This window comes from Burkholderia cepacia, assembly GCF_001718835.1.
Classification (GTDB): domain Bacteria; phylum Pseudomonadota; class Gammaproteobacteria; order Burkholderiales; family Burkholderiaceae; genus Burkholderia; species Burkholderia cepacia_F.
In genome coordinates, this window is the sequence record NZ_CP013444.1 from 2,053,665 (window position 1) to 2,080,308 (window position 26,644).

The 26,644-nt window shown below is 61.1% G+C and carries 23 protein-coding genes and 1 pseudogene; 14 read left to right on the forward strand and 10 right to left on the reverse strand.

Annotated features, from left to right (window positions below):
* Positions 1-10: 10 nt before the first annotated feature.
* The 4 genes from WT26_RS29120 to WT26_RS29135 form a co-directional block, all read right to left on the reverse strand.
* Positions 11-886 (reverse strand): SH3 domain-containing protein, encoded by an 876-nt coding sequence (locus tag WT26_RS29120; RefSeq protein WP_069271881.1) that lies wholly within the window; start codon positions 884-886, stop codon positions 11-13.
* Positions 887-956: 70 nt separating this feature from the next.
* Positions 957-1,376, reverse strand: a complete 420-nt coding sequence (locus WT26_RS29125) for a hypothetical protein (RefSeq protein WP_059673895.1) — start codon at positions 1,374-1,376, stop codon at positions 957-959.
* Between the two features lie 152 nt (positions 1,377-1,528).
* On the reverse strand, positions 1,529-2,665 hold the full coding sequence (locus tag WT26_RS29130) for a CapA family protein (RefSeq protein WP_069271366.1): 1,137 nt from the start codon (positions 2,663-2,665) through the stop codon (positions 1,529-1,531).
* A complete protein-coding gene (locus tag WT26_RS29135; RefSeq protein ID WP_042587650.1) occupies positions 2,662-2,862 on the reverse strand; it encodes a DUF2905 domain-containing protein in 201 nt (66 codons plus the stop codon). The genes WT26_RS29130 and WT26_RS29135 overlap by 4 nt, the downstream gene beginning before the upstream one ends.
* 208 nt (positions 2,863-3,070) lie before the next feature.
* Here WT26_RS29135 and WT26_RS29140 point away from each other — a divergent pair, with 208 nt between their 5' ends.
* From WT26_RS29140 to WT26_RS29145, 3 genes and pseudogenes are all read left to right on the forward strand, one after another.
* Positions 3,071-3,949 carry a helix-hairpin-helix domain-containing protein gene (locus WT26_RS29140; RefSeq protein ID WP_069274580.1) on the forward strand — a complete coding sequence of 293 codons (879 nt, stop codon included), beginning with the start codon at positions 3,071-3,073 and terminating at the stop codon, positions 3,947-3,949.
* Between the two features lie 1,160 nt (positions 3,950-5,109).
* Positions 5,110-6,645: a hypothetical protein gene (locus WT26_RS37750; RefSeq protein ID WP_231130489.1), complete on the forward strand. Its 1,536-nt coding sequence runs from the start codon at positions 5,110-5,112 to the stop codon at positions 6,643-6,645.
* 210 nt (positions 6,646-6,855) lie between these two features.
* Positions 6,856-7,299: pseudogene (locus tag WT26_RS29145) on the forward strand (tyrosine-type recombinase/integrase); the annotation flags it as partial.
* A 64-nt stretch (positions 7,300-7,363) separates the two neighbouring features.
* Here WT26_RS29145 and WT26_RS29150 read toward each other — a convergent pair.
* A complete protein-coding gene (locus WT26_RS29150; RefSeq protein ID WP_080485760.1) occupies positions 7,364-8,386 on the reverse strand; it encodes an IS30 family transposase in 1,023 nt (340 codons plus the stop codon).
* Positions 8,387-8,752: 366 nt separating this feature from the next.
* Between WT26_RS29150 and WT26_RS29155 the strand changes: the two genes are divergently transcribed.
* On the forward strand, positions 8,753-10,441 hold the full coding sequence (locus WT26_RS29155) for a hypothetical protein (RefSeq protein WP_069274581.1): 1,689 nt from the start codon (positions 8,753-8,755) through the stop codon (positions 10,439-10,441).
* A gap of 236 nt (positions 10,442-10,677) precedes the next feature.
* On the opposite strand, the gene WT26_RS29160 is transcribed toward WT26_RS29155, so the two are convergent.
* Together WT26_RS29160 and WT26_RS29165 are read right to left on the reverse strand one after the other, a co-directional pair.
* Positions 10,678-11,292, reverse strand: a complete 615-nt coding sequence (locus WT26_RS29160; RefSeq protein ID WP_069271368.1) for an HAD-IA family hydrolase — start codon at positions 11,290-11,292, stop codon at positions 10,678-10,680.
* Between the two features lie 20 nt (positions 11,293-11,312).
* A complete protein-coding gene (locus WT26_RS29165) occupies positions 11,313-11,747 on the reverse strand; it encodes a helix-turn-helix domain-containing protein (RefSeq protein WP_069274582.1) in 435 nt (144 codons plus the stop codon).
* Between the two features lie 131 nt (positions 11,748-11,878).
* Between WT26_RS29165 and WT26_RS29170 the strand changes: the two genes are divergently transcribed.
* Positions 11,879-12,376: a DUF2938 domain-containing protein gene (locus WT26_RS29170; RefSeq protein WP_069274583.1), complete on the forward strand. Its 498-nt coding sequence runs from the start codon at positions 11,879-11,881 to the stop codon at positions 12,374-12,376.
* 12 nt (positions 12,377-12,388) lie between these two features.
* Here the strand turns inward: WT26_RS29170 and WT26_RS29175 are convergent, their stop codons facing one another.
* The gene (locus tag WT26_RS29175) at positions 12,389-13,903 is read right to left on the reverse strand and encodes an acetyl-CoA hydrolase/transferase family protein (RefSeq protein WP_069274584.1); all 1,515 of its coding nucleotides are present in this window, start codon (positions 13,901-13,903) and stop codon (positions 12,389-12,391) included.
* A gap of 512 nt (positions 13,904-14,415) precedes the next feature.
* On the opposite strand from WT26_RS29175, the gene WT26_RS29180 reads away from it, so the two are divergent.
* The 8 genes from WT26_RS29180 (at position 14,416) to WT26_RS29215 (ending at position 23,121) form a co-directional block, all read left to right on the forward strand.
* Complete coding sequence (locus tag WT26_RS29180) at positions 14,416-15,105, forward strand: CDP-alcohol phosphatidyltransferase family protein (protein WP_059530204.1); 690 nt, start codon at positions 14,416-14,418, stop codon at positions 15,103-15,105.
* Positions 15,102-15,911 (forward strand): 2OG-Fe(II) oxygenase, encoded by an 810-nt coding sequence (locus tag WT26_RS29185; RefSeq protein ID WP_059485097.1) that lies wholly within the window; start codon positions 15,102-15,104, stop codon positions 15,909-15,911. The genes WT26_RS29180 and WT26_RS29185 overlap by 4 nt, the downstream gene beginning before the upstream one ends.
* Positions 15,908-16,909, forward strand: a complete 1,002-nt coding sequence (locus tag WT26_RS29190) for an HpnL family protein (protein ID WP_059530201.1) — start codon at positions 15,908-15,910, stop codon at positions 16,907-16,909. The genes WT26_RS29185 and WT26_RS29190 overlap by 4 nt, the downstream gene beginning before the upstream one ends.
* 36 nt (positions 16,910-16,945) lie before the next feature.
* Positions 16,946-17,713, forward strand: coding sequence for an NTP transferase domain-containing protein (locus WT26_RS29195; RefSeq protein WP_059666758.1), 768 nt, complete (start codon positions 16,946-16,948; stop codon positions 17,711-17,713).
* Positions 17,710-19,395: a phosphoenolpyruvate mutase gene (aepX, locus tag WT26_RS29200; RefSeq protein ID WP_059530196.1), complete on the forward strand. Its 1,686-nt coding sequence runs from the start codon at positions 17,710-17,712 to the stop codon at positions 19,393-19,395. Before WT26_RS29195 ends, aepX begins: the two co-directional genes overlap by 4 nt.
* Positions 19,392-20,573 (forward strand): phosphonopyruvate decarboxylase, encoded by a 1,182-nt coding sequence (gene aepY / locus WT26_RS29205; RefSeq protein ID WP_069274585.1) that lies wholly within the window; start codon positions 19,392-19,394, stop codon positions 20,571-20,573. Before aepX ends, aepY begins: the two co-directional genes overlap by 4 nt.
* Positions 20,573-21,637, forward strand: a complete 1,065-nt coding sequence (locus tag WT26_RS29210; protein WP_069274586.1) for a 2-aminoethylphosphonate aminotransferase — start codon at positions 20,573-20,575, stop codon at positions 21,635-21,637. The genes aepY and WT26_RS29210 overlap by 1 nt, the downstream gene beginning before the upstream one ends.
* Before the next feature lie 266 nt (positions 21,638-21,903).
* Positions 21,904-23,121: a HEPN domain-containing protein gene (locus WT26_RS29215; protein WP_155123247.1), complete on the forward strand. Its 1,218-nt coding sequence runs from the start codon at positions 21,904-21,906 to the stop codon at positions 23,119-23,121.
* Between the two features lie 446 nt (positions 23,122-23,567).
* Here WT26_RS29215 and WT26_RS29220 read toward each other — a convergent pair whose 3' ends face one another.
* Together WT26_RS29220 and WT26_RS38160 are read right to left on the reverse strand one after the other, a co-directional pair.
* Positions 23,568-25,319: an AIPR family protein gene (locus WT26_RS29220; protein WP_196774807.1), complete on the reverse strand. Its 1,752-nt coding sequence runs from the start codon at positions 25,317-25,319 to the stop codon at positions 23,568-23,570.
* Positions 25,282-25,683 (reverse strand): hypothetical protein, encoded by a 402-nt coding sequence (locus WT26_RS38160; protein WP_155123248.1) that lies wholly within the window; start codon positions 25,681-25,683, stop codon positions 25,282-25,284. Before WT26_RS38160 ends, WT26_RS29220 begins: the two co-directional genes overlap by 38 nt.
* 180 nt (positions 25,684-25,863) lie before the next feature.
* Between WT26_RS38160 and WT26_RS36595 the strand changes: the two genes are divergently transcribed.
* Complete coding sequence (locus WT26_RS36595) at positions 25,864-26,565, forward strand: formylglycine-generating enzyme family protein (protein WP_080485761.1); 702 nt, start codon at positions 25,864-25,866, stop codon at positions 26,563-26,565.
* Positions 26,566-26,644: the final 79 nt, after the last annotated feature.

The following is a 26,644-nucleotide window of genomic DNA, read 5'->3' on the forward strand; positions in this document are numbered from 1 at the left end:
TCCGCTCCCGTCATTCGTGCCGGAATTCCCCACCGCGTGCGCCGCCCCCACCACCGCCTCCGCCGCCTTGCCGGCCGCCGAAGCTGCCGCGTTCGCCGCCGCCTCCGCCTTGATGACCGCCGAAGCCGCCGCGCTCGCCGCCTTGATGCCCTTGCGGCGGCATCACGACCGCTGGCGCCGGTGCATGCGTGGCGGCCGCCGGGCCCGGCGCGTGCATGTTCCCGCCGCCTTGCGGCGCGGGCATCGGCGCAGGCGCAGGCGCAGGCGCAGGCATCGGAGCTGGAGCCGGAGCCGGCGTGCGGATGCCGCCGGTCCAGCCGCCGCGCGTGGCCGACGGCCGCGTGTCGTGCCCGACGTCACGCCCGCCGTGCTCGGGCGGTCGCCCGCCCATGCCCGGCGTCACGACGGCCGGCGGCTCGTTCAGTTGCGGATGCCCGCGTCCCGGCCCGACGCCGCCCGGGCCGATACGCGGCTCGGCGTGGCGGTGCATGAAGCGGTCGCGGTCGTGGAAGAACGGCCGGTCGCGATAGAAATTGTCCCAGTAAGGCACGATCGCGAACGCCACGATCGGGAAACCGAGCTCGGCCCCGTAATCGAGCAGCGGCACCTCGCCGCCCTGGTACGAATAGTCGAGCAGCCCCGCGTAGATCCACCCGCGCAAGCCCGGCACGGCGACGTCGCACCACGTGTAATCGCTGATGCAGCCGATCACGGAAACCAGCGTGCCCTCCGGAAGCTGCGCGACGAGCGGATAGTCCGGCGCCGGCCCTGCCCGGAGGTTGGCCGGTGCGTTCGTGTACGCCGCGGTCTGCGCGTCGGCCGCGCCCGGCACGCCCAGCAGGCCGAAAAGGACGATGCACAGGCATCGGACGATCGTGTTTCTCATAGCGTTCTCCTGCACCGCACGGGCGCGCATCGTGTCACCGGACGTCGCGCCGCCCGCTGCCGCGCGAGGCTCAGCGCCCATGCCCGCCGCCGAAATGACCGGTGTTCCAGTGGCCGCCGCCGCCCCAGTGTCCACCACCCCAATGTCCGCCGCCCATGTGGTGATGATGGAAGTGGCCGCCGCCAAACCGGCCGCTGAATCCGAAGCCGATCGCGAGCGGCGGCCAGCAGCAGTCGTACCAGGCGGGGTAGTAATACGGGTACGGATACGGTGCATAGACCGGCGCCGGATAGACGGGTACGGTCGTGGCCTGCACATCAGGCGGCGTGGTTGCATTGTCCGGCGTGGCGGGCGTCTGCGACACCGTCGCCGGTGCGTAATACGGCGTGTTGTACGGCGCGTAGCCGTACGGACTCGAGTAATAGCAGCCGCCGAGCGTCAGCGCAGCCAGCGCAACGGCAGCGGGCCTGATCGCGGAAATCGGTTTCATGTCACGCTCCGGCAGAATCGGCGCGACGCAATCCGGCGTGCGCCACGCTTCTAGCTTACGTCTCCCGCACATTTCGATACGTATGATCGGTTACTGTTTGTTTCATGCGCCGGCGGGCCAGCCCGCGCCGCCGAAGCGCGCTCCGGCCTGCGTCAGTCCCGCAGTGTCAACATCCCGGTCGCGTCCGCGCGCACGTGCGTGCCGAACACCGCGCTTTCCCGTTCGAGCGTGTCGGCGAGCCACGCGACGCCCTCGTCCGGCGCGCGACGCACGCTCAGTTGCCGGATCTGCATCGGCGCCATGAACAGGTCGCACAGCGCGCCGCTTGCCGTGTCGACCAGCGGGAAGTACATCAGCGCGAGATCGGGCCGGTACGCGCGGTAGCCGGCAATGCCTTCGTAGTCGTTGAGGAAATCGCCGCATCCGTAGAGGATCAAGCGGCCGCGATAGCGTTCGATCCCGCGCACGTGATGCGACGAATGGCCGTACACGATGTCGACGCCGCCGGTGTCGATCAGCCGGTGCGCGAACGCGCGCTCGTCGGCGCTCGCCGCGTATCCCCAGTTGCCGCCCCAATGCAGCGACACGACGTTCACGTCGCCGGCCGCGCGCCGGGCATCAGCGAGGCCGCTGCCGATCGCCTCCGCCCGCTCCGGCGACAGGTCCGGCAGCAGGTTCACGCCCGCGTGCGGGCCGCGCGCGGCCCACGTGTCGGGCACGCCCGCGCTCGGCGACGCGAACGCGCCGATGCGGACCCGCACGCCGCCCGCGCACTCGACGACGGCCGGCGCGGCCGCCTCCGCTGCATCGCGCCCCGCGCCGACCGGCCGGATTCCCGCGTGCACGAGTGTCGCGAGCGTGTCGGCGAGACCCGTGCGCCCCCAGTCCAGCGTGTGATTGTTCGCGAGCACGCAGCAATCGAGGCGCGCGCGCAGCAGGCAGCCGACATTGTCCGGATGCATCCGGTACAGCACCGTCTTGCCGGGCCAGCGGTCGTCGCTCGCGGTGACGGCCGTCTCCAGATTGACGATCCGCGCGTCTGGCCGCACGCGCTCGAGCACGCCGAGCGCGTCGCCCCACGGATACGCGTCGTCTCGCGCGGACGGCAGCCGGCCGTTCGCCTGTTCGGCGAGCCGCACGTAGTCACGCGCGGAGCCGCATACCGGCTCGAACAGGCGCGGGTCGCCCGGATGCGGCAGGATCTGGTCGATCCCCCGCCCCGTCATCACGTCGCCGCACAGAAACAGGCGCGCGCAGCCTGCGGGCCGCGCGTCGCGCGCCGCGCTCATCGCCGCAGCAGCCAGACCAGCACCGTCAGCGCGACCGACAGCACCGCGCACGTCGCCAGCGGAACGTAGAGGCTGAACCCGTCGCGCACGATGTGGAAATCGCCCGGCAGGCGGCCGAACGGAATCCGCGCGAGCCAGCGCCAGCCGAGGCTCGCCGCGATCAGCAGCAATCCGCAGATCAGAAGCGTCCGTTGCATCGCAGCCCTCCCGCGTCGCATCCTTTCGTATAGCGTAACGCCGCGCGGCCGGGCCGGGGGATCATGACCCCGCACGGGCAGCGCGCCTGTGCAACGTTTGCCATTGACGCGCATCAATTTTTCGCGTTTTGTGTTCCGCACAATCGTGAATGGCCCGGACACGGCGCGACGCGCCCCCTCCGTTTGCACCCAAAGTGCTTGATCGCCCATGCAAACGACCGAAAGCCGTATCGACGAGGAAAACCGGCAGATCGCCAGTTGCCTGCGCGAGGCGGCCAAGCGTCTGGCCGATCAGGGGGCGAACGCGTACCGGGCCGGCGCATACCGCGCGGCGGCGGACACGATCGACGGTCTCGGGCAGGATGTCCGGGCGCTCTTCAATGCCGGCGGGGTCGATGCGCTCGACGCGCTGCCGCGGATCGGCACGGGCATTGCGCAGGCGATCGCCGAACTGCTGCTCGCCGGCCGCTGGCGCCAGCTGGAACGACTGCGCGGCGACACGGCGTCGGCGTCGCCGTTCGAGGCCGTGCCCGGCATCGGCCGCGAACTTGCGATGCGCATTCATGATGCGCTGCACATCGGTACGCTAGAGGACCTCGAGGCGGCGGCCCGCACCGGCCGGCTCGAAACTGTAGCGGGTGTCGGCCCGCGGCGCGCAGCCGGCATCCGCACCGCGCTCGACGACGTGCTGAGCCGCCGCCGGCGCTGGCATGGTTCGACGCGCGACGCTGGCCTCGGCGCGGAGCCGCCGGTCGAGCTATTGCTGTATGTCGATCGCCTCTATCGCGCGCGGGCCGCCGCCGGGGTGCTGCCGACCATTGCCCCGAAGCGCGTGGTACCGGATGCAAGGCCGCCGCTTCCGGTGCTGCATCTCACGAAAGGTGGATGGCATTTCACGGCGCTGTTCATGCATACCGGGCGTGCGCATGAGTCGGGCGGCACCGCCGATTGGGTCGCGATGTACTTCTATGACGACGTGCTAAGGGAGCATGAGCGTACGGTGTTTACCGAAGCGCATGGTGCGCTGGCGGGCAAGAGGGTCGTGCGCGGCAGGGAAAGGGAGTGTGAGGTGTATTACGCGGGCTGAGGTGGTGGGAGAGCCCTTAAATTAAGGTTCATTGAGGCTTACCGGGGAATGCGGGGCAGAGCGTTGGCGTTCCGGCCATGAGGCGTCGCACGCCTCTACCGGCAATTGGCCATTTGGCCGATTGTTACGCCCACAAAACGGCCGTTTCCCCACGCGGCGCCAAGGGACCAAAATTCGATGCCTTGCCCGCACGCGGCAGCGCGCGCTCACCGGTCCGTGCATGAGGGTGGGCATTGAACAGCCCATAACAATCAACGCCATTCGAAACTGTCGGTTTGGTGCAGCGCCTTGCAATCGACGGTGGCCGTGCTCGCAATAGAGCCCATTTTCGGCTCGGATTATTTGCGACTGACAGAACCCAGTCCGAGCCAACCGAATTTCAGCCTCGCGCGGCGATTGCTCACGCGTAACCTGGTCTTCCGTTCCACTGCGCCTCAAACGTCAAACTCCAACCGACCGGATTATCTGCATCACACCCGCGACCGCTATGTTGGCGCCATACGAACGCCTGCTTGGCCACAGTGTTGGTCGATGCCAGTCACCTCTCGGCATTACACCTATCCGCGCGTCGGTACCAAACGACGGTCTCGAGCAAAGAATTCTTGCATTTTCAAGCACTTAAAACGAAGTTCGTCGCTCCCCCCCTGCATGGCGCGCCTTATGCGTGTACGTCACCCGAACGGGACAAAACGCTCATCTACTCAAACTAACTTACTTTTCTTTTCAGGAGCATGACCATGAAATCACAGTCCATCAAAGACCTAGACGTCACCGAAGAACCGACTCCCAAACCGTGGCGTTCGCTCGCCGTGCAGCCGTTGGCCAACCCAAGCGGCGCTCCATTTTAGGCTTGACTCAGAAAATGCGCGAAGATTATTTGCTTTGGGCTTTCTACACTGGTACCCGCGAGCAGTTCAGCGTTTAAACCAGTTGCGCCTCATCGTTCTACGAGAGTAGTGCTGCCATGCCGCCAGCGGAATGCCCCAAAAAAATTTCGGCGCACTGCGCCGAATATTCACGCCAAAAATCAGAGCCAACGTCAATCAATACAATATGCGCGCTCAATATCAACAGACATATTTTCACACAACTCATTTTTAGTTATCTATATTCGACATCGCGAGGTAGTAAAAATGTCATACAGTCAACATGGCGTAGTATTGCAATGGCTGATCGGTGTGTTCGTTGTGGTCGCCTATGCAAGCGACAGGTTCGAAAGCCCGCTGCCAATGCGCCCCACCACGACGTTCGCACGGTACTGGATTGCTCGCACCGGCTATGTCTTTTCGATGTTATTGCTGTACTTCGTGCTCAGTCAGTCACTATCGAGCACTACATCGCTAATAGGATTCTTTGGCGTAGAGAGCGGCGCGAGTGCATTAAAGGATCTTCCAAAGCCTTTATTTGCAGCCTTGCTTGTTACCTCCGTCTTACCACATTCACCAATACTGAAAAAAATTAATGAGATTATAAAAACATGGTTCGAACGGATCGGAAACATTCCGTATGAGGTACGTGAATTAAGCGGGAAGCTACATCACGCGGAATTCGCACCACATAAGGAGGCCATCGAAAAAATTCAAGAATCACTCGATAACCTTGGGGTGAATTCAGCGTGGCTAGCGTCTCCTATAAATACGCTCACCGGCCGATGGGCACGAACTGCGGCCCTTTATTCCATAGTTCGTCTTTGGACTGATTTACGATTTGCGCGCTTCGCAGACCGCCAGCGCGAGAGACTGAACGAATTTGACGATCAGGTGGACAAGTTGCGCGCCCATCTGACGGGCGACACGCTGAAAATGCTCGATATGAGCGAACATGCCTCCTTGGCAACACCTCTTAGGCAAAAGCTAATGAACGAGATTGACACGTTATACAAAAACCTGTGTGACTTCGCCAGTGGCGCAGTGCTCGAATGCGAATGGGCCCCGAATAGCCGCTATACAACGCTTGCCCAACTTGGTTTCCGCGGTGTAAGCAAGCCAAACAACCCGTTACGTGCCGATGATCTGGTCCTTGTCGTAGGCTTGATTTTTTTTGTAGTGGTGATAGTCATTGTTTTGCTGGGTGCGATTAATGGAGCGGCCAAAGCGGCAAGTTTCCGGATTGCAGTCTTGCTACCCATGATTTACGGAATATCGATCGTGGCTGCCGTTTATCCAAAGGCAGCCCGGGGATATACACAGACGAGGCTGCCAGATCGAAGGCCAATTGCAGCTTACGCCATTTGTGGCCTGTTCGCCGTTGTCGCCACATTCCCCGCCGCTCTGCTACTACGAATGATATGGGTAAATAGTGGCAATCCCGTTGATTTGCTGGTCCAGAAAGGCATCTTTTTGACGGCATTGAACGAATCGTTACAACGCTGGCCGTGGTACGTTGGGACATTCTTCACCACTGTCGGCATCGCATGGGCGACTGATGATTATCATGGTGCCGCCAATCCACCAGGATGGCTGCGCTATGTCGAGGCAGTTGCACTTGGACTCTTCTTCGTTCTGGTTCAGTGCATGGTAATGCAATTTTTTAAAAGCGACTTGGGTCTACGGATATTCTATGAGAATCGACTGGAACCGAACCTGCTCCAGATATACATGAATTCGGCCGGAATTGGGATATGCATCGGTTTTTTTGTTCCGCACTTTTACAGGCGCAGTTGTATTGCAGCAACTCGGACTAACGACGCGAGCTAGCCGCCTACCCGTGTTGCGTGATGTTCTTGAGCTTGTTAGGCGGTCGCGACATTCGCAGCGGACTGCATTATTCCGCTGCGACCGTCCCATATTGGCCGACCACTCGCCGGTCAATGTGACCGGGTGAATATCGGCTGTTCCATTGAAAGCCGTTGTTGCGGTCGCGCGAGCTTGAACAGCGACTCAGGGTCGACTTCGGTCAACGGCGGCGATCTGACGCGGTTACAAGTGCAAGGCGTCTGCCATGGAAGTCACGTGTGCTCTCGCGCTACGGTCATGCAGCAGAAGACGCAGCGGCCAGTGCAGTTCGAGATAACGGAGCAGACTCGTAAAAGTCTGGACGCTTGGATCGGAGCGCGGGGATTGAGGTCTGCTGACTATCTTCTCCCGAGCAGGCTGCATACCTTGTCGCATCTGTCGCCGCAGCAATATGCCCGACTGGTTCATCGCTGGGTCGCCTCTATTGGGCTCGGCGACACTGCAAACGGAATCCACACGATGCACCGCACAAAGGCGTCACAGATCTGCCCGCGAACCAAGAGTCTTCGGGCAGTGCAACTGCTGCTCGGACATACGAAGTTGGAAATCACCGTTGGCTACCTGGGCATTGAGGTCGACAATGCCCTCGAGATGGCGGAGCAGACACAGGTCTGATGGTTGATAGTCGGCGAGCGATCGCTTGCCGACCAGGAGCAGACAGTCAGGGCGGTCTCAAGAATCAAGTGCAACGTTTCGCTAATCCAGCGGCAGCCAATTCAATGGCCATCGCCTCTTCCGGCGTTTTCCATCCGAGGGTTTGACGAGGACGGCCGTTGAGCAATTTGGCGATGTCGTTCAACTGCGTTTGCGTGACGCCCGACAGGTCCATGCCCTTGGGCAAGAACTGGCGCAGCAAACCGTTGGTGTTCTCGTTGCTGCCTCGCTGCCAGGGCGCGTATGGGTCCGCAAACCAGATATCGAGATTCAGCCGCTCGGCCAGTTCGACATGACAGGTCATTTCCGATCCACGGTCATACGTCAGGCTCTCGCGCAAGAACGCCGGCAACTTCTTCATCTGGCGCGTGAAGCCTTCGAGTGCATCCTTCGCCGTACAGCCGTCCATGCGGCACAGCACCACGAAGCGAGTCTTGCGCTCGACCAGCGTGCCCACGCAGGAGCGATTGAAGGCGCCCTTGACCAGATCGCCTTCCCAATGCCCGGGCCATTTGCGCGTTTCGATCTGCTCGGGCCGGTGAATGATGCGCAGTTCTTCCGGTACGTAGCTCTTGCGGGCAAGGGTCTTGCGCGGGTTGCCGCGCGCAGGCTTTTCCTGGCGAAGCGCCTCGATCATGGCTTGTTTCAAGCCACCACGAGGATGGGTGTAAATTGCCGCGTAGATCGTTTCGTGGCTGACGCGCTGGTCGGGGCTGTCTGGGTGCATTTCGCGAAGTCTGGCAGCAATTTGCTGCGGCGACCAGCGCCGATAGACCAGTTGATGATGCACATGCCAGTACAGCGCGCTTGCGGCAACCAGTTTGCGCGGCCGCCGGCTTCGCTCGCGCCGCGTGCGGTAGGCCTTGGCCGCGACCGTCGCGTCATAACATCGCGCAGACTCGGCGCGGTTGCGCGCCAGTTCTCGCGTGACGGTCGAGGCGCTGCGTCCGAGCAGTCGGGCGATCGCGCGCACGCTCACCTTCTTTCCGCTTTCGATCATGATCACCGCACGTTCTTCCGCGCTCAGGTGGCTGTAGCTTTTCTTCATCGCAACACCCTATCTCAATACAGGTGTTGCACTTGAAACTAGAGTCTAAGCAGTCTCAGGTTAGAATCCGGTAGGCACGCGCTACGTTTTCACACCAAAGGCGTTTTCAATTCGAGTTTTGCAGATATGTCCGTCATAGCCCGATTCATCTGCGATTAACGGACGAATCAGTTGCCTATGCCGCCGATTCTATGCGCGTGCTATATTGCGAGAAAGCGGACGAATTCCTCGGCGCCGAGTAGGACATCAAACTGGCATTTCAGACCTCGGCTCCAAAAATTGTCCACTCCTTGGCGCCAGCCGCGACGTCAGCGAGGCAGAAGTTAATATCATTTACCATGCTTTCCATAAATAATCGAGATTGAAGTGACCACGAACAATCGTGATTCGAATCGAAAAGAATTCAATGTCGAACTACATCATGACCAATTCGGACGACTTGGATCGGGGACTCTATACTTCGGAGGCAATCGGTGGGCCTGCGTAAATCTATCGATCTCAGATAGCGCTCCTGAGTTGCGTACGGGAGATGCCAAGTTCGACCTCGTCAAGGCCGTTACAGACGAAGGAACCACATTCTCCCTCTGCGACTGCAAAGCTAACGGCATTGCTCTTTACGCGGACTATGTGATCGACGGAGATCTGAGTGAAACAGAATTTGACTCAATCTCGATACGGTACAGCGACGTATCAGAATGGTTTCTCCGTTGGCGGACCGTTGACGGATCGGTCGGCGAAACGCTCACCTGGAAACGAATCCCGAAGGGTATCGACGTTACCGTCAAAACCGACACTGAGCACTTCGATTTACGAAGCGAATATCGTGCATCTCGACGCCAGCAAGGCGAGGACCTGGTTCTCCATGAGCATGTGGAGTTTGTGCTTTCCGCGAAGAATGGCCGGTTCAGTGTTGCAGATGTAAAAGAAAAGGCCCATGAGCTTTCGTGCCTTCTTTCCATTTTGTTAGCCTATCCGGCAACTTTAGTGAGCGTTGTCGCTTCGCGAGGATCAGGTCACTATCATCGAATCTACTTTCCTACGTTCGAGCGGCCTGAACGTGACGAAGATGATCGTAACTTTTCGTTTCGTTGCTTTATCCAGCAATCAGCACTGGACGGCCGGTGGCAGTCAATTTTCGACCATTACTACCAGTCAAAGTATAGAAAAGTATGTTGGGTACGCTTGGCAGGCATGCAGCGGTACGAAGGGTTTTGGGAATATAAGGCGCTGGGGTATGTCAGCCTCTTGGACAGCTATCTGAACATTCGGTTTGATGGAGAAAAGCGACCCGAACCTCAGCTTCCAGCGCAGAGGAAGGTGAACAGGTTCCGTCAGAGTCTGATCAATCAACTTCCAGCTATGACTGACGAGCAAAGGGACAAGATCATCGAGATTGCAAGCCGTTCGTTTGCATCGGATGAATTCAGCTTAGGCGACAAGTATCGACTTGCCGTTGCCGCCACGGACCCTGATGTTACGAGGATCATCAACCTTTCATCGCCTGATTTCACGTTCATCAAAAAGATTCGCGACAGAGTTGCGCACGGAGATGACCACGGCTTAAAACAGGAGCAGTATCCTATAGTAATTCGCACCGAATCGAAAATCGCGCTGCTTCTTACATACTGGGCATTCTTAGATTTCGGTCTCACGGCCCAGGATTTCATCGATTGCTTGCAAAATACCCATAGCAGACTCAGACTTGCCGCCATGCCAGATAGTATTCATTTGGCTCGCGTTACTGGCAGCGCAGAATTTTTCCCAGTAACAATGGAAAAGCTTCAATTGCTTCGAGGTATCAAGGGACTAAGATTGCATGGATGTTGCCTAGAAGACAAGAATGGGGAACTCACATTTTCCGATGAGCTCACTGAGAGGTATGCTAATTGGATGCATGACCTGACCAAGACATCTGGCATACAAGATCCAGAGAAAATATTTGGAGTCGACAAAGACAGGGCCAGATTTGTAAGCCAAGGTTACTTCGAGTGCGGCGACGAACGTCTCGCAGTGCATCACATTTGGATTATAAAATCAGCCACCTCTTCGAAATAACAAGACGTAGCCGAGCTATTCATTGGGAAGGAATTTGGCGCGCCATTCGTGCTCGGCACAAACAACTCAAGTACACCAGGACGACGAAGTCGAATCACCACCCGCCGAGGTCAGACGCTTCCAGGATTCAAGTAGAACAAATTGATCCGCGATCTTGCGGCTGAATGACCGCTATCAAGCACAGCGATGGTCCCTTGCGAGTCGGCACGCGACATCCAAGGAAATCCACGAAAAAGCTAAATCAACCCATACCGCCGCAATTCATCCGCAAGCGCCCCCGCATCGACAAAGCGATACCCGATCAGTCCGGCAGCAACCGCCCCCGCGACATTCGCATCGGTATCGTCGATAAACAGCGTCGCATCCGGCCGCACACCAAGCGCCTCAACACAGCCGAGATAAGCACGCACAGCCGGCTTGACCGCACCGAACGACGCCGACGGATACACACGCGCACCAAACAGCCGCGCGACCTGCGGATTCAGATAGTCGAGATGATCGGTAACAAGCCGGCAGTTGTTCGTAAGCACCGCGATCGGGCACCTCCCCGCAACCTGCTCCGCCAGCGCGAGCGTGTCAGGATTCGGCGTAATCGACGCATGACGAGCATCGAGCCACACATCGCAACTGACGCGGCATTTCAGCAAATCACCGAGCGCGTCCAGATACGCATCCGGCGTAATCTCACCGGCATCCGCGCGCGCTTCGAGACCGGACTCCCAGATCGCGTAGCGCACGGCCTCCGGCGGCCGGCCCGTGAGCGCCGACAGCCGCGCGACCCGCGCCGCGCGATCGTAGTGCGTCAGCACGCCCTCCATATCGAACAGCACCCACTCGATCGGCACGCTCATCGCGCCTCCTCGGGCTGAATTCACGCGCCGACTGTACCGGCTGGTTTCGCACGACGCGTGGAACCGCGGTGCTCGGCAATGCGCAGCAGCTTCTGGAAACTCGGGCATTGCAGATGGCTCGGCGCGGGACACGCCGCCGCGTGCCGCAGCGCATCGCGCACGGCGCCGAGACGGCGGATCGTGCGGTCGAGTTCGTCGGCTTTCGCATCGAGCTTCGCGCGGTCGATATCGGGCTCGCCGCCCGCGCCGAACATCGCGCCGATCTCGTCGAGCGAGAACCCTGCCTCGCGACCGAGCGCGATCAGCGCGAGCCGCTGCAGCACGGCCTGATCGTACTGCCGCCGCAACCCGCGACGCCCGTTCGACGCGATCAGCCCCTTTTCCTCGTAGTAGCGCAGCGTCGACGCGGGCAATCCCGAGCGCCGCGCCACGTCCGCGATGTCCAAACGGCTCATGCTTGACCTCAAGTGAACTTGAAGTTGCAAGATAGTCGCTCGCTCCCATCGAAACAAGCCGGAATTGCCATGAAACCGATCCAAACCCCACGTCGCGCCGACGCATCCAGCCCCTACATCAGAGGCAAACAATGAACGACACGGCCGACGCCCTGCTCCACCTGCTGCTGATCGGCACGGGCGCCACGCTCGTGATGGATCTGTGGGCGCTGTTCCGCCGGCGTGCATTCGGCATTCCGTCGCTCGACTATGCACTGGTCGGCCGCTGGATCGGTCACATGACGCAAGGCCGGTTCCGGCACGCGTCGATCGTCGCGGCGGCGCCGGTGCGGCACGAACGGCCGCTGGGCTGGATCGCGCATTACGCGATCGGCATCGCGTTCGCGGTGCTGCCCGTCGCGCTTGCGGGAACGCATTGGATCAGCGCGCCCACGCTGCTGCCTGCGCTCGTCGCCGGCCTCGCCAGCGTGGTCGCGCCGTTGTTCGTGATGCAGCCCGCGTTCGGCTTCGGCATCGCGGCGTCGCGCACGCCGCACCCCGGCGTCGCGCGCCGGCGCAGTCTCGTCACGCATCTGTCGTACGGGCTGGGGCTGTATGTCGCCGCGCAGGTGCTCACGCTGATGCGATGACGTCGAACCCGGTCAACCCTTCATCGTCCCCGTGCGCACGTAGCGCTCGTGCCACGACAGCGCCTCGGCGAGCAGGTGCGGCGTGTGCTTGCCGAAGCTTTCGCGCGACGCACGCTCGAAGTAGTCCTCGAGCATCGGCCGGTAGTCGGGATGCGCGCAGGTCGCGATGATCTTGCGTGCACGCTGCTTCGGCGACAGGCCGCGCAGGTCCGCGAGGCCCTGCTCGGTGACGACCACCGCGACGTCGTGCTCGGTATGGTCGACGTGGCTCGCCATCGGCACGATCCGCGAAATCGCGCCGCCCTTCGCGGTACTCGCCGACATGAAGCACGACAGGTAACCGTTGCGCGCGAAGTCGCCCGAACCGCCGATGCCGTTCTGGATCTTCGTGCCCATCACGTGCGTGGAGTTCACGTTGCCGTAGATGTCGGCCTCGATCATCCCGTTCATCGCCATGCAGCCGAGACGGCGCACGAGTTCCGGATGGTTGCTGATCTCCTGCGGGCGCAGCACGATCTTCTCGCGGAACGTCGCGATTTCGTCGGCGAAGCGCTGCACGGCGGCCGGGCTCAGCGACAGCGCGGTGGCCGATGCGAAGCTCAGCGTGCCGTCCTGGAGCAGGTCGAGCATGCCGTCCTGGATCACCTCGGTGTAAGCGGTCAGGTTCGAGAAGCCGGCCGAGCTCAGCTCCGCGAGCACCGCGTTCGTGATGTTGCCGACGCCCGACTGCAGCGGCAGCAGGTTTTCCGGCAGGCGGCCGCGCTTCACTTCATGGCGCAGGAAGTCGATCAGTTGCAGCGCGATCTGCTTCGACGTCGCGTCCGGCGCGGAGAATGCGTTGCTGCGGTCCGGCGCATCGGTCTCGACGATCGCGACGATCTTGTCGGCCGGGCAGCGCAGGTACGGCTCGCCGATCCGGTCGTCGCTCTTCGTCAGCGGAATCGGCTTGCGGTGCGGCGGCAGCGCGGTGCCGTAATAGACGTCGTGCATCCCGTCGAGGCCGAGCGGCTGGCGCGCGTTGACTTCGAGGATCACGTGCTTCGCGCGTTCGAGCCACGTCTTGTTATTGCCGATCGAGGCGGACGGAATCAGCAGCCCGTCCTCGCGGATGCCCGCGACTTCGACGATCGCGACATCGAGATCGCCGTACAGCCCGAACCATGCGTATTGCGCGACGTGGCTCAGGTGGACGTCCTGGTAGTCGACTTCGCCGCCGTTGATCTTGTCGCGCAGCGTCGGGTCGGACTGGTACGGCAGGCGCATCGAGATGCCGTTGGTGCGGGCGAGCGCGCCGTCGAGTTCCGGTGCGGTCGACGCGCCCGTCAGCACGTTGATCCGGAAGTCCTCGCCGCGCGCGTGCGCCGCGTCGATGTGGGCGGCGAGCGCGGCCGGAACCGCCTTCGGATAGCCCGACCCCGTGAAGCCGCTCATGGCGACGGTCATGCCGGGACGGATCAGCGCGGCGGCTTCGTCGGCGGTGCGGACGAGCGAACGCAGGGCGGGAGCGAGGATGCGTGATGAAGACATGGCAGTTTGAACGAATGCGTTTTGGTCTGTCGTTGACGTCGCTGGGGGTGTCTCCTGAGCGGCGTGGAAACCCTGGGGCCGCGGTCGGCGGCCGGCACCACAGGCACGGTCGGAGTATCTCAGAGGCCGCATCGGCGAAATGTCCGCCGGATGCAAAAGACCCTTTCGGAAATTGCCGCGTATCGAACGGCCGTTCTGTGACAGGCGGCGGATTGTCGCCCGATGCGCGCACGGCCGGCATGATCGGCGTCAAGCGTGCGCGGCGGAGGCCGCCCGGCCCCTGCCCGGTTCGTCGACGGCGCGCCTTGCGCATGCGGGCGGCGACGACGAAACTTCAACATAACGCGCCGCTGCGGCGCGGACGGAGCGGAACGGCCCCGTGCGCACCATATGTGTGCCTGCCGTGCACGCATGGCGCGCAAAGTCCTTCCGAAATGGCCGGTAACACCGGAAAATGTCAGGAGATTGAGCGGAAAAAAGCAACAAATTACAATTCCGTATATATTTCGCCGATGGACCAAAGAAAAACCGCCACACGTTCCGAACCGCCCCTGCCACGCACCTGGGATGCGCGGCTCGCGCGCTCGCTTGTCCGACCGCTCGTCGACACGCCCGTCACCCCGAATCACCTCACCACCGTTCGTCTGCTGATCGGCCTCGCCGGCGCCTGGTGCCTCGCGCACGGCGGCTTCGGCTGGAGCAATGCAGGCGCGTTCCTGATCGTGCTGTCGAACTTCGTCGACCACACCGACGGCGAGCTCGCCCGCATCAGCGGGAAATCCAGCAAGATCGGTCATTTTTACGACCTCGCGGCGGACGCGCTCGTCACGATCGCGCTGTTCGTCAGCATGGGCGTCGGCATCGTCGCCCAGGGCGGCCAGATGGCCGCGTCGCCGGTGCTGCTCGGCGCGGTGGCGGGCGCCGCCGTCGCGCTGATCTTCTTCCTGCGCATGCGGATCGAATCGATCGCCGGCAAGGCCGGCACCAAGCAGGCGTTCGCCGGCGGCTTCGAAACCGAAGACGTGCTGTACCTGCTGCCGCTCGTGACGCTCTTCGACGGCGTCGAGCCGTTCCTGCTCGCGGCGTCGATCGGCGCGCCGCTGTTCGCCGCATGGGTCGTGATCGACTGGTGGCGCATCGTGCGGCGCGGCAACCGCGGCAACCTCTCGCAGAATCCAACCGAAATCCAGGCTTCCAAATGACTCCTAGCACGCGCGACGACTCCGTGCTGAGCCCGGCACGCCCCGCGCCTGCGCGCGCGGCCGCGGCCGATCCCGATCGCACCGTGGCCGACTGCGTCGGCTCGCTCGACCTCGACCGCCTGCGCGGCGACTACACGCGCCAGGGCTCGTTCCTGTACCTCGACGCCTTCCTGCCGGCCGACGCGCACGCGAAGCTCGCGGCGGCCGCCCGCGCGATGCAGGCCGGCCTGAACCGCAATTACCTGCCCGGCCACAAGCAGGGCGGCAGCGTGAGCCGCCACACGATCGACGAGCAGGCGCCGTACATCGCCGAACTGTACCGCTCGAAGGCACTCATCTCCTTCCTCGAGAAGGTGACGGGCGACAAGCTGATGCTGTCGCCGGACGACGATCCGCACGCGTATGCGCTGTATTACTACACGAAGCCCGGCGACCACATCGGCTGGCATTACGACACGTCGTACTACGACGGCCGGCGCTATACGCTGCTGATCGGCGTGATCGACGAATCGTCGTGCCGGCTCGACTACGAGCTGCATACGCGCAATCCGGACGTGGCCGACGAGCCGGGCTCCGTCCAGATCGCCGACGGCGGCATCGTGCTGTTCGACGGCGACAAGCTGCGCCACCGCATCACGCCGCTGGGCCAGAACGAGATGCGCGTGTCGCTCACCTTCGAATACGTGACGAACCCCGGCATGCGCCCGTGGAAGCGCTTCATCTCGAACATGAAGGATGCGATCGCGTATTTCGGCTTCCGCCAGGTCTTCAAGCAACTGGCGACGCGACGCCCGACCGGGTCATGACACGCGCCGGCCTGATCCTGCTGTCCCTCGGGACCGCACTCTTCGTCGCACTCCTCGCCTGGCAGGGTGTCGGCGCGGTTGCGTCCACGTTCCTCGCGGCCGGCTGGGGGCTCGCGCTCGTCGCGGCGTTCCACGTCGTGCCGCTCGTAATCGACGCGATGGCGATCTCCGTGATGTTCCGCCACGGCCAGCCCGGCGCCGAACTCGGCAATGCGCTGCGCGCGCGCTGGGTCGGCGAATCGGTGAACAGCCTGCTGCCCGCCGGGCAGATCGGCGGCCCCGTGCTGATGGTGCGCCACCTCGCGCAGCGCGGCACGCGGATGGCCGACGCGGCGGCCGCCGTCACCGTCAGCACGACGATGCAGGCGCTCTCGCAAATGGCGTTCGCGCTGATCGGCATCGCCGCGTTCAGCCTGTATGCCACGCACGAATCGGTCGCGCACCTGCGCACGCCCGCGCTGATCGCCACCGGCGTGCTCGGCGCCCTCGCCGCGCTGTTCTACGTCGCGCAGCGGCGCGGGCTGTTCGGCCGCGGCCTGCGCCTCGCGTCGAAGCTGCTCGGCCCGCGCGACTGGTCGTCGCTGGCGACCCGCGCCGACGCGATCGACGACGCGGTCGGCACGCTGTACCGCGATCGTGCGAAGGTCGCGAAGACGTTCGCACTGAGTCTCGTCGGCTGGATCGTCGGCACCGCGGAAGTGTGGCTCGCGCTGCACTTCCTCGGGCACCCGGTGAGCTGGCTCGACGCGCTGCTGCTCGAGAGCGTCGGCCAGGCCATTCGTGGCGCGGCCTTCGCGATCCCGGGCTCGCTCGGCGCGCAGGAAGGCGGCTACCTGCTGCTCGCGCCGCTGGTCGGACTGCCGCCCGACGCGGCGCTCGCGCTGTCGCTCGCGAAGCGCGCGCGCGAACTCGCGCTTGGCCTGCCCGGCCTGCTCTATCTGCATTTCAGTGAAAGAAACTGGCAGCGGCGCCGTGCGCCGCAGCCGCTCGCCGACTGATCGTTCAGATCCGCCGGCTTTTTGGTTGGAGAACCCATGCGAGCCATCATTCTTGCGGCAGGCCTCGGCTTGCGCCTGCAACAACCGCCCGAGGCACAGTTCCCGAAGTGCCTGCTGCGCTTCGACGACGTGTCGCTGCTCGAGCGCCATCTGCGCGTGCTCGATGCCGCGGGCGTCGACGAAATCGTGCTCGGGCTCGGCTTCCAGGCCGAGAAGGTCGAGCAGGAATTGAAGCGCCTCGGCCGCCATGCCGAGATCGTGATCAACGAACGCTACGACCTCGGCAGCGTGCTGACCGTGCATACCGTCGCCGATGCGATGACGCGCGGCGGCGACGTGCTGTTGATGGACGCCGACGTGCTGTATGACGAGAACATCCTGCACGCGCTGGTGGCCGATGCCGACAAGGCGGTCGATCGCCTGCTGATCGACCGCGACTTCGAGGCCGGCGACGAACCCGTCAAGCTGTGCCTGAAGAACGGCGTGCCGGTCGAGCTGCGCAAGCAGCTCGCGGTCGACCTCGAATACGACACGATCGGCGAATCGGTCGGCTTCTTCCGCTTCACCGAAGGTACCGCGCGCCGCCTCGCGACGATCGTCGCGGGCTACGTCGACAGCGGCCGCGCGAACATGCCGCACGAGGAAGCCGTGCGCGACCTGCTGCTCGAAGGCGGTCACTCGTTCGACGTCGCCGACGTCACCGGCTCGCCGTGGATCGAGATCGACTTCCCGAACGACGTCGCCCGCGCCACCCAAGACATCCTTCCCCTGATTCAACGCACCACCGCAGGAGTCGCACGATGAACGCACGCGAACCCAACTTCACCGAATCGCGCAGCGCCCGCCTGCGCCGCATGCTCGTCAGCAGCGACCTCGAATTCCTGATGGAAGCGCACAACGGCCTGTCCGCGCGGATCGTCCGCGAGGCCGGCTTCAAGGGCATCTGGGCATCGGGCCTCGCGATCTCCGCGCAGTTCGGCGTGCGCGACAACAACGAAGCGAGCTGGACCCAGGTCGTCGACGTGCTCGAATTCATGGCCGACGCGAGCGACCTGCCGATCCTGCTCGACGGCGACACCGGCTACGGCAACTTCAACAACGTGCGCCGCCTCGTGAAGAAGCTCGAGCAGCGCGGCATCGCCGGCGTCTGTATCGAGGACAAGCAGTTCCCGAAGACCAACAGCTTCATCGGCGGCGAGCGCCAGCCGCTCGCGGAAATCGACGAGTTCTGCGGCAAGATCAAGGCCGGCAAGGATTCGCAGACCGATCCCGACTTCTCGATCGTCGCGCGTGTCGAAGCGCTGATCGCGGGCTGGGGGATGGACGAGGCACTGCGTCGCGCGAACGCGTACGCGGAAGCCGGCGCCGACGCGATCCTGATCCACAGCAAGCTGTCGCGCCCGGACGAGATCCTGCAATTCGCGCGCGAATGGAGCGGCCGCGCGCCGCTCGTGATCGTGCCGACCAAGTACTACAGCACGCCGACCGACGTGTTCCGCCAGGCCGGCATCAGCACCGTGATCTGGGCGAACCACCTGATCCGCGCGTCGGCGTCCGCGATGCAGGCGACCGCGCGCGAGATCCACGAGAGCGAAACGCTGATCAACGTCGAGGACCGCGTGGCCTCGGTCAACGAGATCTTCCGCCTGCAGGACGCCGACGAGTACTCGGCGGCCGAGCGTATCTACCTGTCGTCGTCGTCGCGCGCGTCGAACGCGGCGATCGTGCTCGCCGCGAGCCGCGGCAAGGGCCTCGAAGCCGTGACCGAAGACAAGCCGAAGGTCATGCTGCCGGTCGCCGGCAAGCCGCTGCTGCGCTGGCTCGTCGACGGCTTCAAGACGCACGGCGTGAACGACATCACCGTGGTCGGCGGCTATCGCGCCGACGCGATCGACACGTCGGGCATCAAGCTCGTCGTCAACGAACGCCATGCGCAGACGGGCGAACTCGCGTCGCTCGCATGTGCGGCCGAACGCCTGACCGGCGACACCGTGATCTCGTACGGCGACCTGCTGTTCCGCAGCTACATCGTGCGCGACCTCGCGGAGAGCGAGGCCGAGTTCAGCGTGGTGGTCGATTCGTCGCTGACGGAAACCAACCAGAGCGTGCGCGATTTCGCGCTGTGCTCGGCGGCGGACGATCGCGGCCTGTTCGGCCAGAAGACCTACCTGCAACGCGTATCGAGCGACGTCGCCACGGGTACGCCGCACGGCCGCTGGATCGGCCTGCTGAACGTGCGCGGTGCCGGGGTCGAGCGCCTGAAGGCGATGCTCGCGACGCTGCAGGCGCGCGACGATTTCGACACGCTCGACATCCCGTCGCTGCTCAACGAACTGATCGCCGCCGGCGAGAAGATCGAGGTGCAGTACGTGCACGGCCACTGGCGCGGTGTGAACGATCTCGAAGACTTCCGCCGCGCGGGCGACTTCGCGCACGGCCAGACGCCGCTGTCCGAACCGGGCACCGGCAACGGGGGCGCGCAATGATCGAAGCGGCCCAGTTCGTCGAGGCCGCGCGCGAGCGCGGTTTCGACTGGTACGCGGGTGTGCCCTGCTCGTACCTGACGCCGTTCATCAATTACGTGCTGCAGGACCCGACGCTGAATTACGTGTCGGCCGCGAACGAAGGCGATGCGGTCGCGCTGATCGCGGGCGCGACGCTCGGCGGCAAGCGCGGCATCGCGATGATGCAGAACTCGGGGCTCGGCAACGCGGTGAGCCCGCTCACGTCGCTGACCTGGACGTTCCGCCTGCCGCAGTTGCTGATCGTCACGTGGCGCGGCCAGCCGGGTGTATCCGACGAGCCGCAGCACGCGCTGATGGGGCCGATCACGCCCGCGATGCTCGACACGATGGAGATCCCGTGGGAGACGTTCCCGACCGACCCCGAACAGGTCGGCCCGGCACTCGACCGCGCGATCGCGCATATGGACGCGACGGGCCGCCCGTACGCGCTCGTGATGCAGAAAGGCAGCGTCGCGCCGTATGAGCTGAAGGCAAACCCGGCGGCCACGCCGCGCGCGCATGTCGTCGCGCAATCGTCGTCGCGCGCCGCGTCGGCCGAAGCCTGGCCGACCCGCCAGGACGCGCTGCAGCGCGTGATCGCGCACACGCCGGTCGATTCGACCGTCGTGCTCGCATCGACCGGCTTCTGCGGCCGCGAACTCTATGCGATCGACGATCGCCCGAACCAGTTGTACATGGTCGGCTCGATGGGCTGCGTGACGCCGCTCGCGCTCGGCCTCGCGCTCGCGCGCCCCGACCTGAAGGTCGTTGCGGTCGACGGCGACGGCGCCGCGCTGATGCGCATGGGTGCGTTCGCGACGCTCGGCACCTACGGCCCGGCGAACCTCACGCACGTGCTGCTCGACAACGGCGCGCACGAATCGACGGGCGGCCAGGCCACCGTGTCGCAACATGTTTCGTTCGCGGGTGTTGCTGCCGCGTGCGGGTACGCGTCGGCGGTCGAAGGCGACACGCTGGACGTGCTCGATGCGGCGCTTGCCGGGTCGCACGACGGCGCACAGTTCGTGCGCCTGGCGATCCGCACCGGCGTGCCCGACGGCCTCCCCCGCCCGACCGTCACGCCGGTCGAGGTCAAGACCCGTCTGATGCGGCACATCGGCGCCGCGCAGACCGAAGCCCACGTTGAAGGAGCCCATTGATGCTGCTGCTGAACCCCGGCCCGGTCACGCTCACCGAACGCGTGCGCCGCAGCCTGCTGCAACCCGACCTGTGCCATCGCGAAAGCGAATTCTTCGATCTGCAGGACGAAGCACGTGCGCGCCTCGTGGCCGCGTACGAGCTCGATCCGGCCGAATGGGCCGCCGTGCTGATGACGGGCTCCGGCACGGCCGCCGTGGAAAGCATGATCGCGGCACTCGTGCCGCAGGACGGCAAGCTGCTCGTGATCGAGAACGGCGTGTACGGCGAGCGGATCACGCAGATCGCGACGCAGTACGGGATCGCGCATGAGGTGCTGAAGCATGAGTGGATGCAGGCACCCGATCTCGCGCAGATCGCCGCACGGCTCGATGCGGGCGGGTACTCGCATGTCGCCGTGATTCATCATGAAACGACGACGGGCCGGCTGAACGATCTCGGCGCGATTGCCGGGGTGTGTCGTGCGCGTGGTGTGAAGATGCTTGTCGATGGCGTCAGCAGTTTTGGGGCTGAGGCGATCGACTTCGCCGGCGGCGACATCGACGCGGTTGCCGCGACCGCGAACAAGTGCCTGCACGGCGTGCCGGGCGCAGCGTTCGTGATCGTGCGCCGTAGCGCGCTGGCGAAGGCTGCGAGCCGTACTTACTACCTCGATCTCGGTCGTCTCGCGAAGCTGCAGGATCAGCGGAATACGCCGTTCACGCCTTCCGTGCATGCGTATTACGCGCTCGTCGAGGCACTGCGTGAGTTCGATGAGGCTGGCGGCTGGCGTGCGCGTCACGCGCATTACAAGGCGCTCGCCGATCAGGCGCAAGCCGGGCTCGCGGCGCGCGGCATGCCGCTCGTGCTGCCGGAAGGTGAATCGTCGGTCGTGCTGCGGGCGTATCGGTTGCCGCAGGGTGTGACGTACGAGCAGCTCCACGACGGGCTGAAGGCTCGCGGCTTCGTGATCTATGCGGGGCAAGGCGGGTTGTCGAAGGAACTGTTCCGGATTTCGACGATGGGTGCGATTCAGGCCGCTGATGTTGAGCGGTTGCTGGGTGGGTTTACGGCGCTCACGCGCTGACGCCCGCACCCTTCGTTGCAACGGGCCCGCATGGGCCTTTTTTCTTGCTTCGTTGTGGATTTCCGTGGAGGTCGCTTGCCGACCCGGAGCGGTCGATCGTCAACGAACGCATACAATGTCCGCTTGCAAAGTACAACAGCCGTTCGCTTCTCTGGATTGTCCGGCCGACCATCGGCCATGTCGGCCTTAGAGGTAGTGCATGCGATGCGAACGGAAAAACCGGTCGAGACCGGTAAGAGCACAAAAATGCCGAACAAGAACCTGTCATGAATAAAGTGCCAAAAAGTGTTCACAGTATGTTTGAAGCATGCACCCTTAATCGTGCAATTTACAGAGATTTGCCAAACGCAACTTACACCACGCACGAGATTGTTGATATCAACGACACGGAAAAGTTCGACGATGCACTCGCTCAATTCTTGGTATCCGAGGAAGGTAAACACTTATCCCATGCGGGATTGTTGAGATTAATACGAAGGAGCTTGATCGAATGCAAAGAATTTTGCGACTCTCTAGTCGCCGAGAGAGTCGCCAGCTTTTCGAATAAGCTCAATGATTTGCCGCTTGTTGACTACAAGGTGATAAAGTCATTTTACGGCGTAACGATAAATGGTAGCGACGCTCCGGTTAAATTTGGACCGCTCGTTGTGTATGAGCTGCCGCGCCACGCGAACGAAATCACGAAGCTATTGCCATGGGCCGACCACTCAGGGATTCGGGGCGAAAAGCATGAAAGGACAGTCGTTGAGTGTTCGACGAAAGCGAGAGACGAGGTAAAAGCACTGGAGTTGGCCAACATCGTATTCAATGCCTTCGACCTGCTGATCGCGTTCTTGCTGAGTGAAAAATATACCGACCATTCGTTAGGTATTCTGCGGATGAACCTCGCCCCCCATCAAGACGCGATAATAAGCACCCGTGGCGGAATTTTTTCTGGCGACGAGGTGAGGAACTTGTCCAACGACCTCCTTGACATCTCGAATCTATCAGAGTTTCTCCCGAACGGCAGGGAGGACATGCTTGATCAATTTCTTGACATCGTCATATCACCAAAAAATGATCTAGAGAAGAGAATATCTACGGCCGTCGAATGGACTGGAGAAGCCTACTCGGACAGTAATCGATCCAGCGCTTATCTCAAGACGGTCATAGCATTGGAAGCGTTGTTGAAGATAGACGAGAAAGGCATAATCACACCGTCGATCATGTCTAGTATTGCGGAACAGTGCGCATACCTGAACGGCAGGTCAATAGAGGAATGTCTGACGATCGAAAGGAAAGTTAAGACGCTATACGGTCGGCGCTCCAAAATCGCACATACTGGTTTTACATCAGTATCGGCCAAGGATCTCCGGGAAACGCGTGCGTTTGTTCGTGACACAATATGGAATTTTCTTCATTTTGCGAAAAAGCTGAATCTCAGCAGTGTTGACGCCTTTCAATCAACCTTGCGCCAGAGAAAATATCGGGACGGCGGTTTGTAGGCAGTGGATGGCCGATGGCTGACCGCTCGTCTGTCGCCTTCGACGCGCTCTCAACCGACCGCCCCTGCCAAAATGACGGCCATTCGGCAGATGATCAGTGACTGATCGCTTCGGGCGATGAGCCGCCATCGACTCTGCGAGAGTCACTGGCCGTTTCCGGAGTGCTACCGACGCTTGAATGTCAAACTGCACCTTTTACTGAACCTCGCCTCCTGGCCGACTGCTGCCCGATGCGGTCGGCCGAGTCCGACCCGCTCACGCCACTCCGTCATTAACTGCAGTGATGTCCGCTTCCGAGATACAGCGGACTCACTGTTGACGGCATCCTTAGGGTCACGCGCGGAGAACAAACAAAGCCCGCTCCTATAATGCGAAGCGGGCAGCCAATCTCATACTCGCGCGAAGCCTCGCGGTAACGTTAGTCACCTCGCTTCGCTGCGGATTTCTCACGCTCGCTTCCTAGCTATCTTCCCCTTCTTCGCAAGCACTTGGCGAGCTGCAGCCATTGTTTCCTGAGCAAATCGAGCGCGCTTGAGTTCATCATCTGTCGGGAAACCCAAATCATCGATGATTTTCTGACAGCGTTCAAAAATCTTAATGTAAGACTTCGTCTCAGAATTCAATGCGTCAATCAATTTCAACGCATAGGCCTCCGCCTTCTTTGAATTAGGCGCCGGAGTATCCATCTCGCCAACGCATAGCCATTTGAAAAGTTGAATTACATGCCAGCGCGCCTTAATGTAGTTTTGTGCGCCGATCTTTCGGCCATTAATCAATGTCTGATATTTATACAACACCAAACATGCGGCATAGTAATAAGCCTCATGATCACCCTCGCGAAACAAATTATCTCCACTGGCCGAAAATATAGTAGCCACGTATCTCGCCGCATTATGCGGAAGATCAAGAAACATAGCCGCATAGCACCGCGCAACTTCACGAACGTCGAATATCCGGGTTGACTGATAGCCCACGTTTTTGAACTCACCCTGTCGCCGCTCGAAATGAATATGATTTTCCGGTGCCCGCCCTTGATTTTGAATCTTAAAATATTTTTGCACCAGCTTTGCTTTTTCGCGAAGGCCAAAGAACGCTTCTTTAGGAATGTCGGATTGACTGTTTGTCGCAGCTATAATATCACTGGACGCATCGTTTTCTGGCGACTCAATGAATTTCACCACAACATTCACGGAATCGGTCAAGAGCAGTTTGTTTTCATGCAACGTGCTGCTCGTCTGGCATCCGTTAATAATCTGATAATTGACAAGTTGAAGATCTTTGGTGTTTGGCGTTAAGGTCAACTCCGGCGCAACAACGGTAATTCCATTATTTAAGACGGAGAACAGGGATTTTTTTTCGCCATCTTGCAACGTCTTTTTTATGGCCGAATTAACGTCGTTGCCACTCCCAAGAAACGATCTGACATTTTCCTCAAATACAGATTCGCGCAGATTTCCGTCTGGATCCACTAGCAACGCATCGACCAAATTACGTGCGTTCACAATCGCGACGTAGGATTGTGGAATGCCCGGCATCGCAGGCATCCCAAAGTAGTCTATGAGTTTGAGCTTCGCCTCATTCTTTTCAGAGAGTTGAGCGTAATATCTGATCAACTCACTGCGACCAAGGGGACTCACATCAACGGAATAGAAAAATTCAATCCCTTTTATATAACGCTCAATAATACCGAAGGCAGCTTTGATTTCGCGCTCAGCCGAATAAACGCCCGAAGTGCAGTAGTAGATAATACAATTAGGTCGTCGATTTTTGACTTTTTTCAGATTTTGCAGGACAATTTTGAAAATTTGGAGCGCTTCAGTATTAAATTTACCGTTTGGCAACTTAGGATCTAAGGAGAGGAAATCCTCAAGCCCCAGCTTGAAGTTGGCAATCTCATCCTTCTTGAACTGCTCGCCGCTTTTTATTTGGGTAAAGATTATGTCGACAGGTAAATTGGTTTTGTGCGTCTTAAACACCTCGATCGCATCATCGACCGTTGTGATCAGATCGCCGTCTATCAACACAGCCAGCCCATCTATGGATGCATCATCCTCGTCCGTGGTAACATCGGCCGGGCTGAATCGGCCGAAATAATGCTTAGAGGTCACGCAATAATTACAAAATCGCTCAAACTTCTTCGAGACATCCAGATCTTCGTATTCAAAATCTCGCGCCAGTTCTTCGACGTGATTTTTCAAAATTATGTGCATATTTTCCCCGATGCATCATTAAGTGAGAACGCGCGCGGCGCCTACCGTCGCTCTTTTTCAAAGTGCGCATCATCATACACCAAGAAGCGAAAGACAGTGGCAATTGGACATAGTGCATTTCAGATCCTATTGTCGCGAGTGCTGGGTGGTCAGCAAAATCAAAGTGGCAAGCACCCTTATCTTTGGCATTAAAAAGCTCTGTCAGGTGCCGCAGTGAAGCGGTCGTTTGAACGTCTGAACGACGACTCATGTGAAGGGCTGCTTGTGGCCGGCAACCGCCGGTGGTGACAGCCGGAAACCGACCCACTTCGGCCTGTCGCCCCAGATCGACGACAATGACGGCTTCCAACATACAACTGTCGCTCGCGCGACGTCAGCTTCGTCCGGCTATCGAACGCGCGCGCTTTTGATCCAACGCATCCTTCGTTTGGGCGCACCTCGCTACCCACTCGTGCTGCTTCCGACAACGCGAGGCAAGCCCTGTGAGATACTGCATCGGAGGCCTTTGCCGCTGTAAGCAGCTTCTATTGTCATGGAGAAAATGGAACATCTGTCTGAAACACTCGATATACAAACGATACGCGTTCCCGCAGGAACGATTGCATTGAGGGACGACAGAATTGACCGTAGATGGTCTGTCGACCTACCGCACTTTTTGATCGGCCGCTATCCCGTCACTCAGGCGCAATATGCTGCGATAACCGGACAATGGCCATCGTCAAATGTCGCCGCGCAATGTCCAGTAGTCAACGTATCCTGGATTGATGCCGCCCAGTTCTGCAACATGCTTTCAAAGGCGGCCGGCCTTCTCGACTGTTATGAATTTCATGGCGATGGAACGGGGGCTTCTCTTGTCCCGGAAAGTAACGGCTATCGCCTGCCCACCGAAGCTGAATGGGAGTACGCTTGCCGCGCCGGAACAAATGGTCCGAGATACGGCAAACTCGGCGATATAGCCTGGTATAGAGAAAACTCGGGGGGGCACACGCATGAGGTGGGTCAAAAGCAAGCAAATGACTGGGGGCTTTTCGACACGCTAGGAAACGTTTGGGAGTGGTGCGCCGATCTATACGACCCGGAAGTCTATGGTTCGTATCGCGTGTTTCGTGGCGGTGGTTGGGCTGATGCCGAACGAGGCTGCCTTGCTACGAATCGACGTCGTAGTCATCCGACATTTGCAATCGATGATCTTGGCTTTCGGGTTGCCCGATCGCTTGACGCTCGTGATGGGTAATCGCGAGCACATCCGGCTTTGTCGACCAGCAGTGTTGGACGAATCTGTGGCTTGCCCGACAGCGGGCTGTTGAAGCACA

Excerpts from the sequence above, each read along its gene's own strand:
- WT26_RS29120 (WP_069271881.1), bottom strand. The coding sequence starts at position 886 with ATGAGAAACACGATCGTCCGATGCCTGTGCATCGTCCTTTTCGGCCTG.
- WT26_RS29125 (WP_059673895.1), bottom strand. The coding sequence starts at position 1,376 with ATGAAACCGATTTCCGCGATCAGGCCCGCTGCCGTTGCGCTGGCTGCG.
- WT26_RS29130 (WP_069271366.1), bottom strand. The coding sequence starts at position 2,665 with ATGAGCGCGGCGCGCGACGCGCGGCCCGCAGGCTGCGCGCGCCTGTTT.
- WT26_RS29135 (WP_042587650.1), bottom strand. The coding sequence starts at position 2,862 with ATGCAACGGACGCTTCTGATCTGCGGATTGCTGCTGATCGCGGCGAGC.
- WT26_RS29140 (WP_069274580.1), top strand. The coding sequence starts at position 3,071 with ATGCAAACGACCGAAAGCCGTATCGACGAGGAAAACCGGCAGATCGCC.
- WT26_RS29150 (WP_080485760.1), bottom strand. The coding sequence starts at position 8,386 with ATGAAGAAAAGCTACAGCCACCTGAGCGCGGAAGAACGTGCGGTGATC.
- WT26_RS29160 (WP_069271368.1), bottom strand. The coding sequence starts at position 11,292 with ATGAGCGTGCCGATCGAGTGGGTGCTGTTCGATATGGAGGGCGTGCTG.
- WT26_RS29165 (WP_069274582.1), bottom strand. The coding sequence starts at position 11,747 with ATGAGCCGTTTGGACATCGCGGACGTGGCGCGGCGCTCGGGATTGCCC.
- WT26_RS29170 (WP_069274583.1), top strand. The coding sequence starts at position 11,879 with ATGAACGACACGGCCGACGCCCTGCTCCACCTGCTGCTGATCGGCACG.
- WT26_RS29175 (WP_069274584.1), bottom strand. The coding sequence starts at position 13,903 with ATGTCTTCATCACGCATCCTCGCTCCCGCCCTGCGTTCGCTCGTCCGC.
- WT26_RS29180 (WP_059530204.1), top strand. The coding sequence starts at position 14,416 with ATGGACCAAAGAAAAACCGCCACACGTTCCGAACCGCCCCTGCCACGC.
- WT26_RS29185 (WP_059485097.1), top strand. The coding sequence starts at position 15,102 with ATGACTCCTAGCACGCGCGACGACTCCGTGCTGAGCCCGGCACGCCCC.
- WT26_RS29190 (WP_059530201.1), top strand. The coding sequence starts at position 15,908 with ATGACACGCGCCGGCCTGATCCTGCTGTCCCTCGGGACCGCACTCTTC.
- WT26_RS29195 (WP_059666758.1), top strand. The coding sequence starts at position 16,946 with ATGCGAGCCATCATTCTTGCGGCAGGCCTCGGCTTGCGCCTGCAACAA.
- aepX (WP_059530196.1), top strand. The coding sequence starts at position 17,710 with ATGAACGCACGCGAACCCAACTTCACCGAATCGCGCAGCGCCCGCCTG.
- aepY (WP_069274585.1), top strand. The coding sequence starts at position 19,392 with ATGATCGAAGCGGCCCAGTTCGTCGAGGCCGCGCGCGAGCGCGGTTTC.
- WT26_RS29210 (WP_069274586.1), top strand. The coding sequence starts at position 20,573 with ATGCTGCTGCTGAACCCCGGCCCGGTCACGCTCACCGAACGCGTGCGC.
- WT26_RS29215 (WP_155123247.1), top strand. The coding sequence starts at position 21,904 with ATGAATAAAGTGCCAAAAAGTGTTCACAGTATGTTTGAAGCATGCACC.
- WT26_RS38160 (WP_155123248.1), bottom strand. The coding sequence starts at position 25,683 with ATGTTGGAAGCCGTCATTGTCGTCGATCTGGGGCGACAGGCCGAAGTG.
- WT26_RS36595 (WP_080485761.1), top strand. The coding sequence starts at position 25,864 with ATGGAGAAAATGGAACATCTGTCTGAAACACTCGATATACAAACGATA.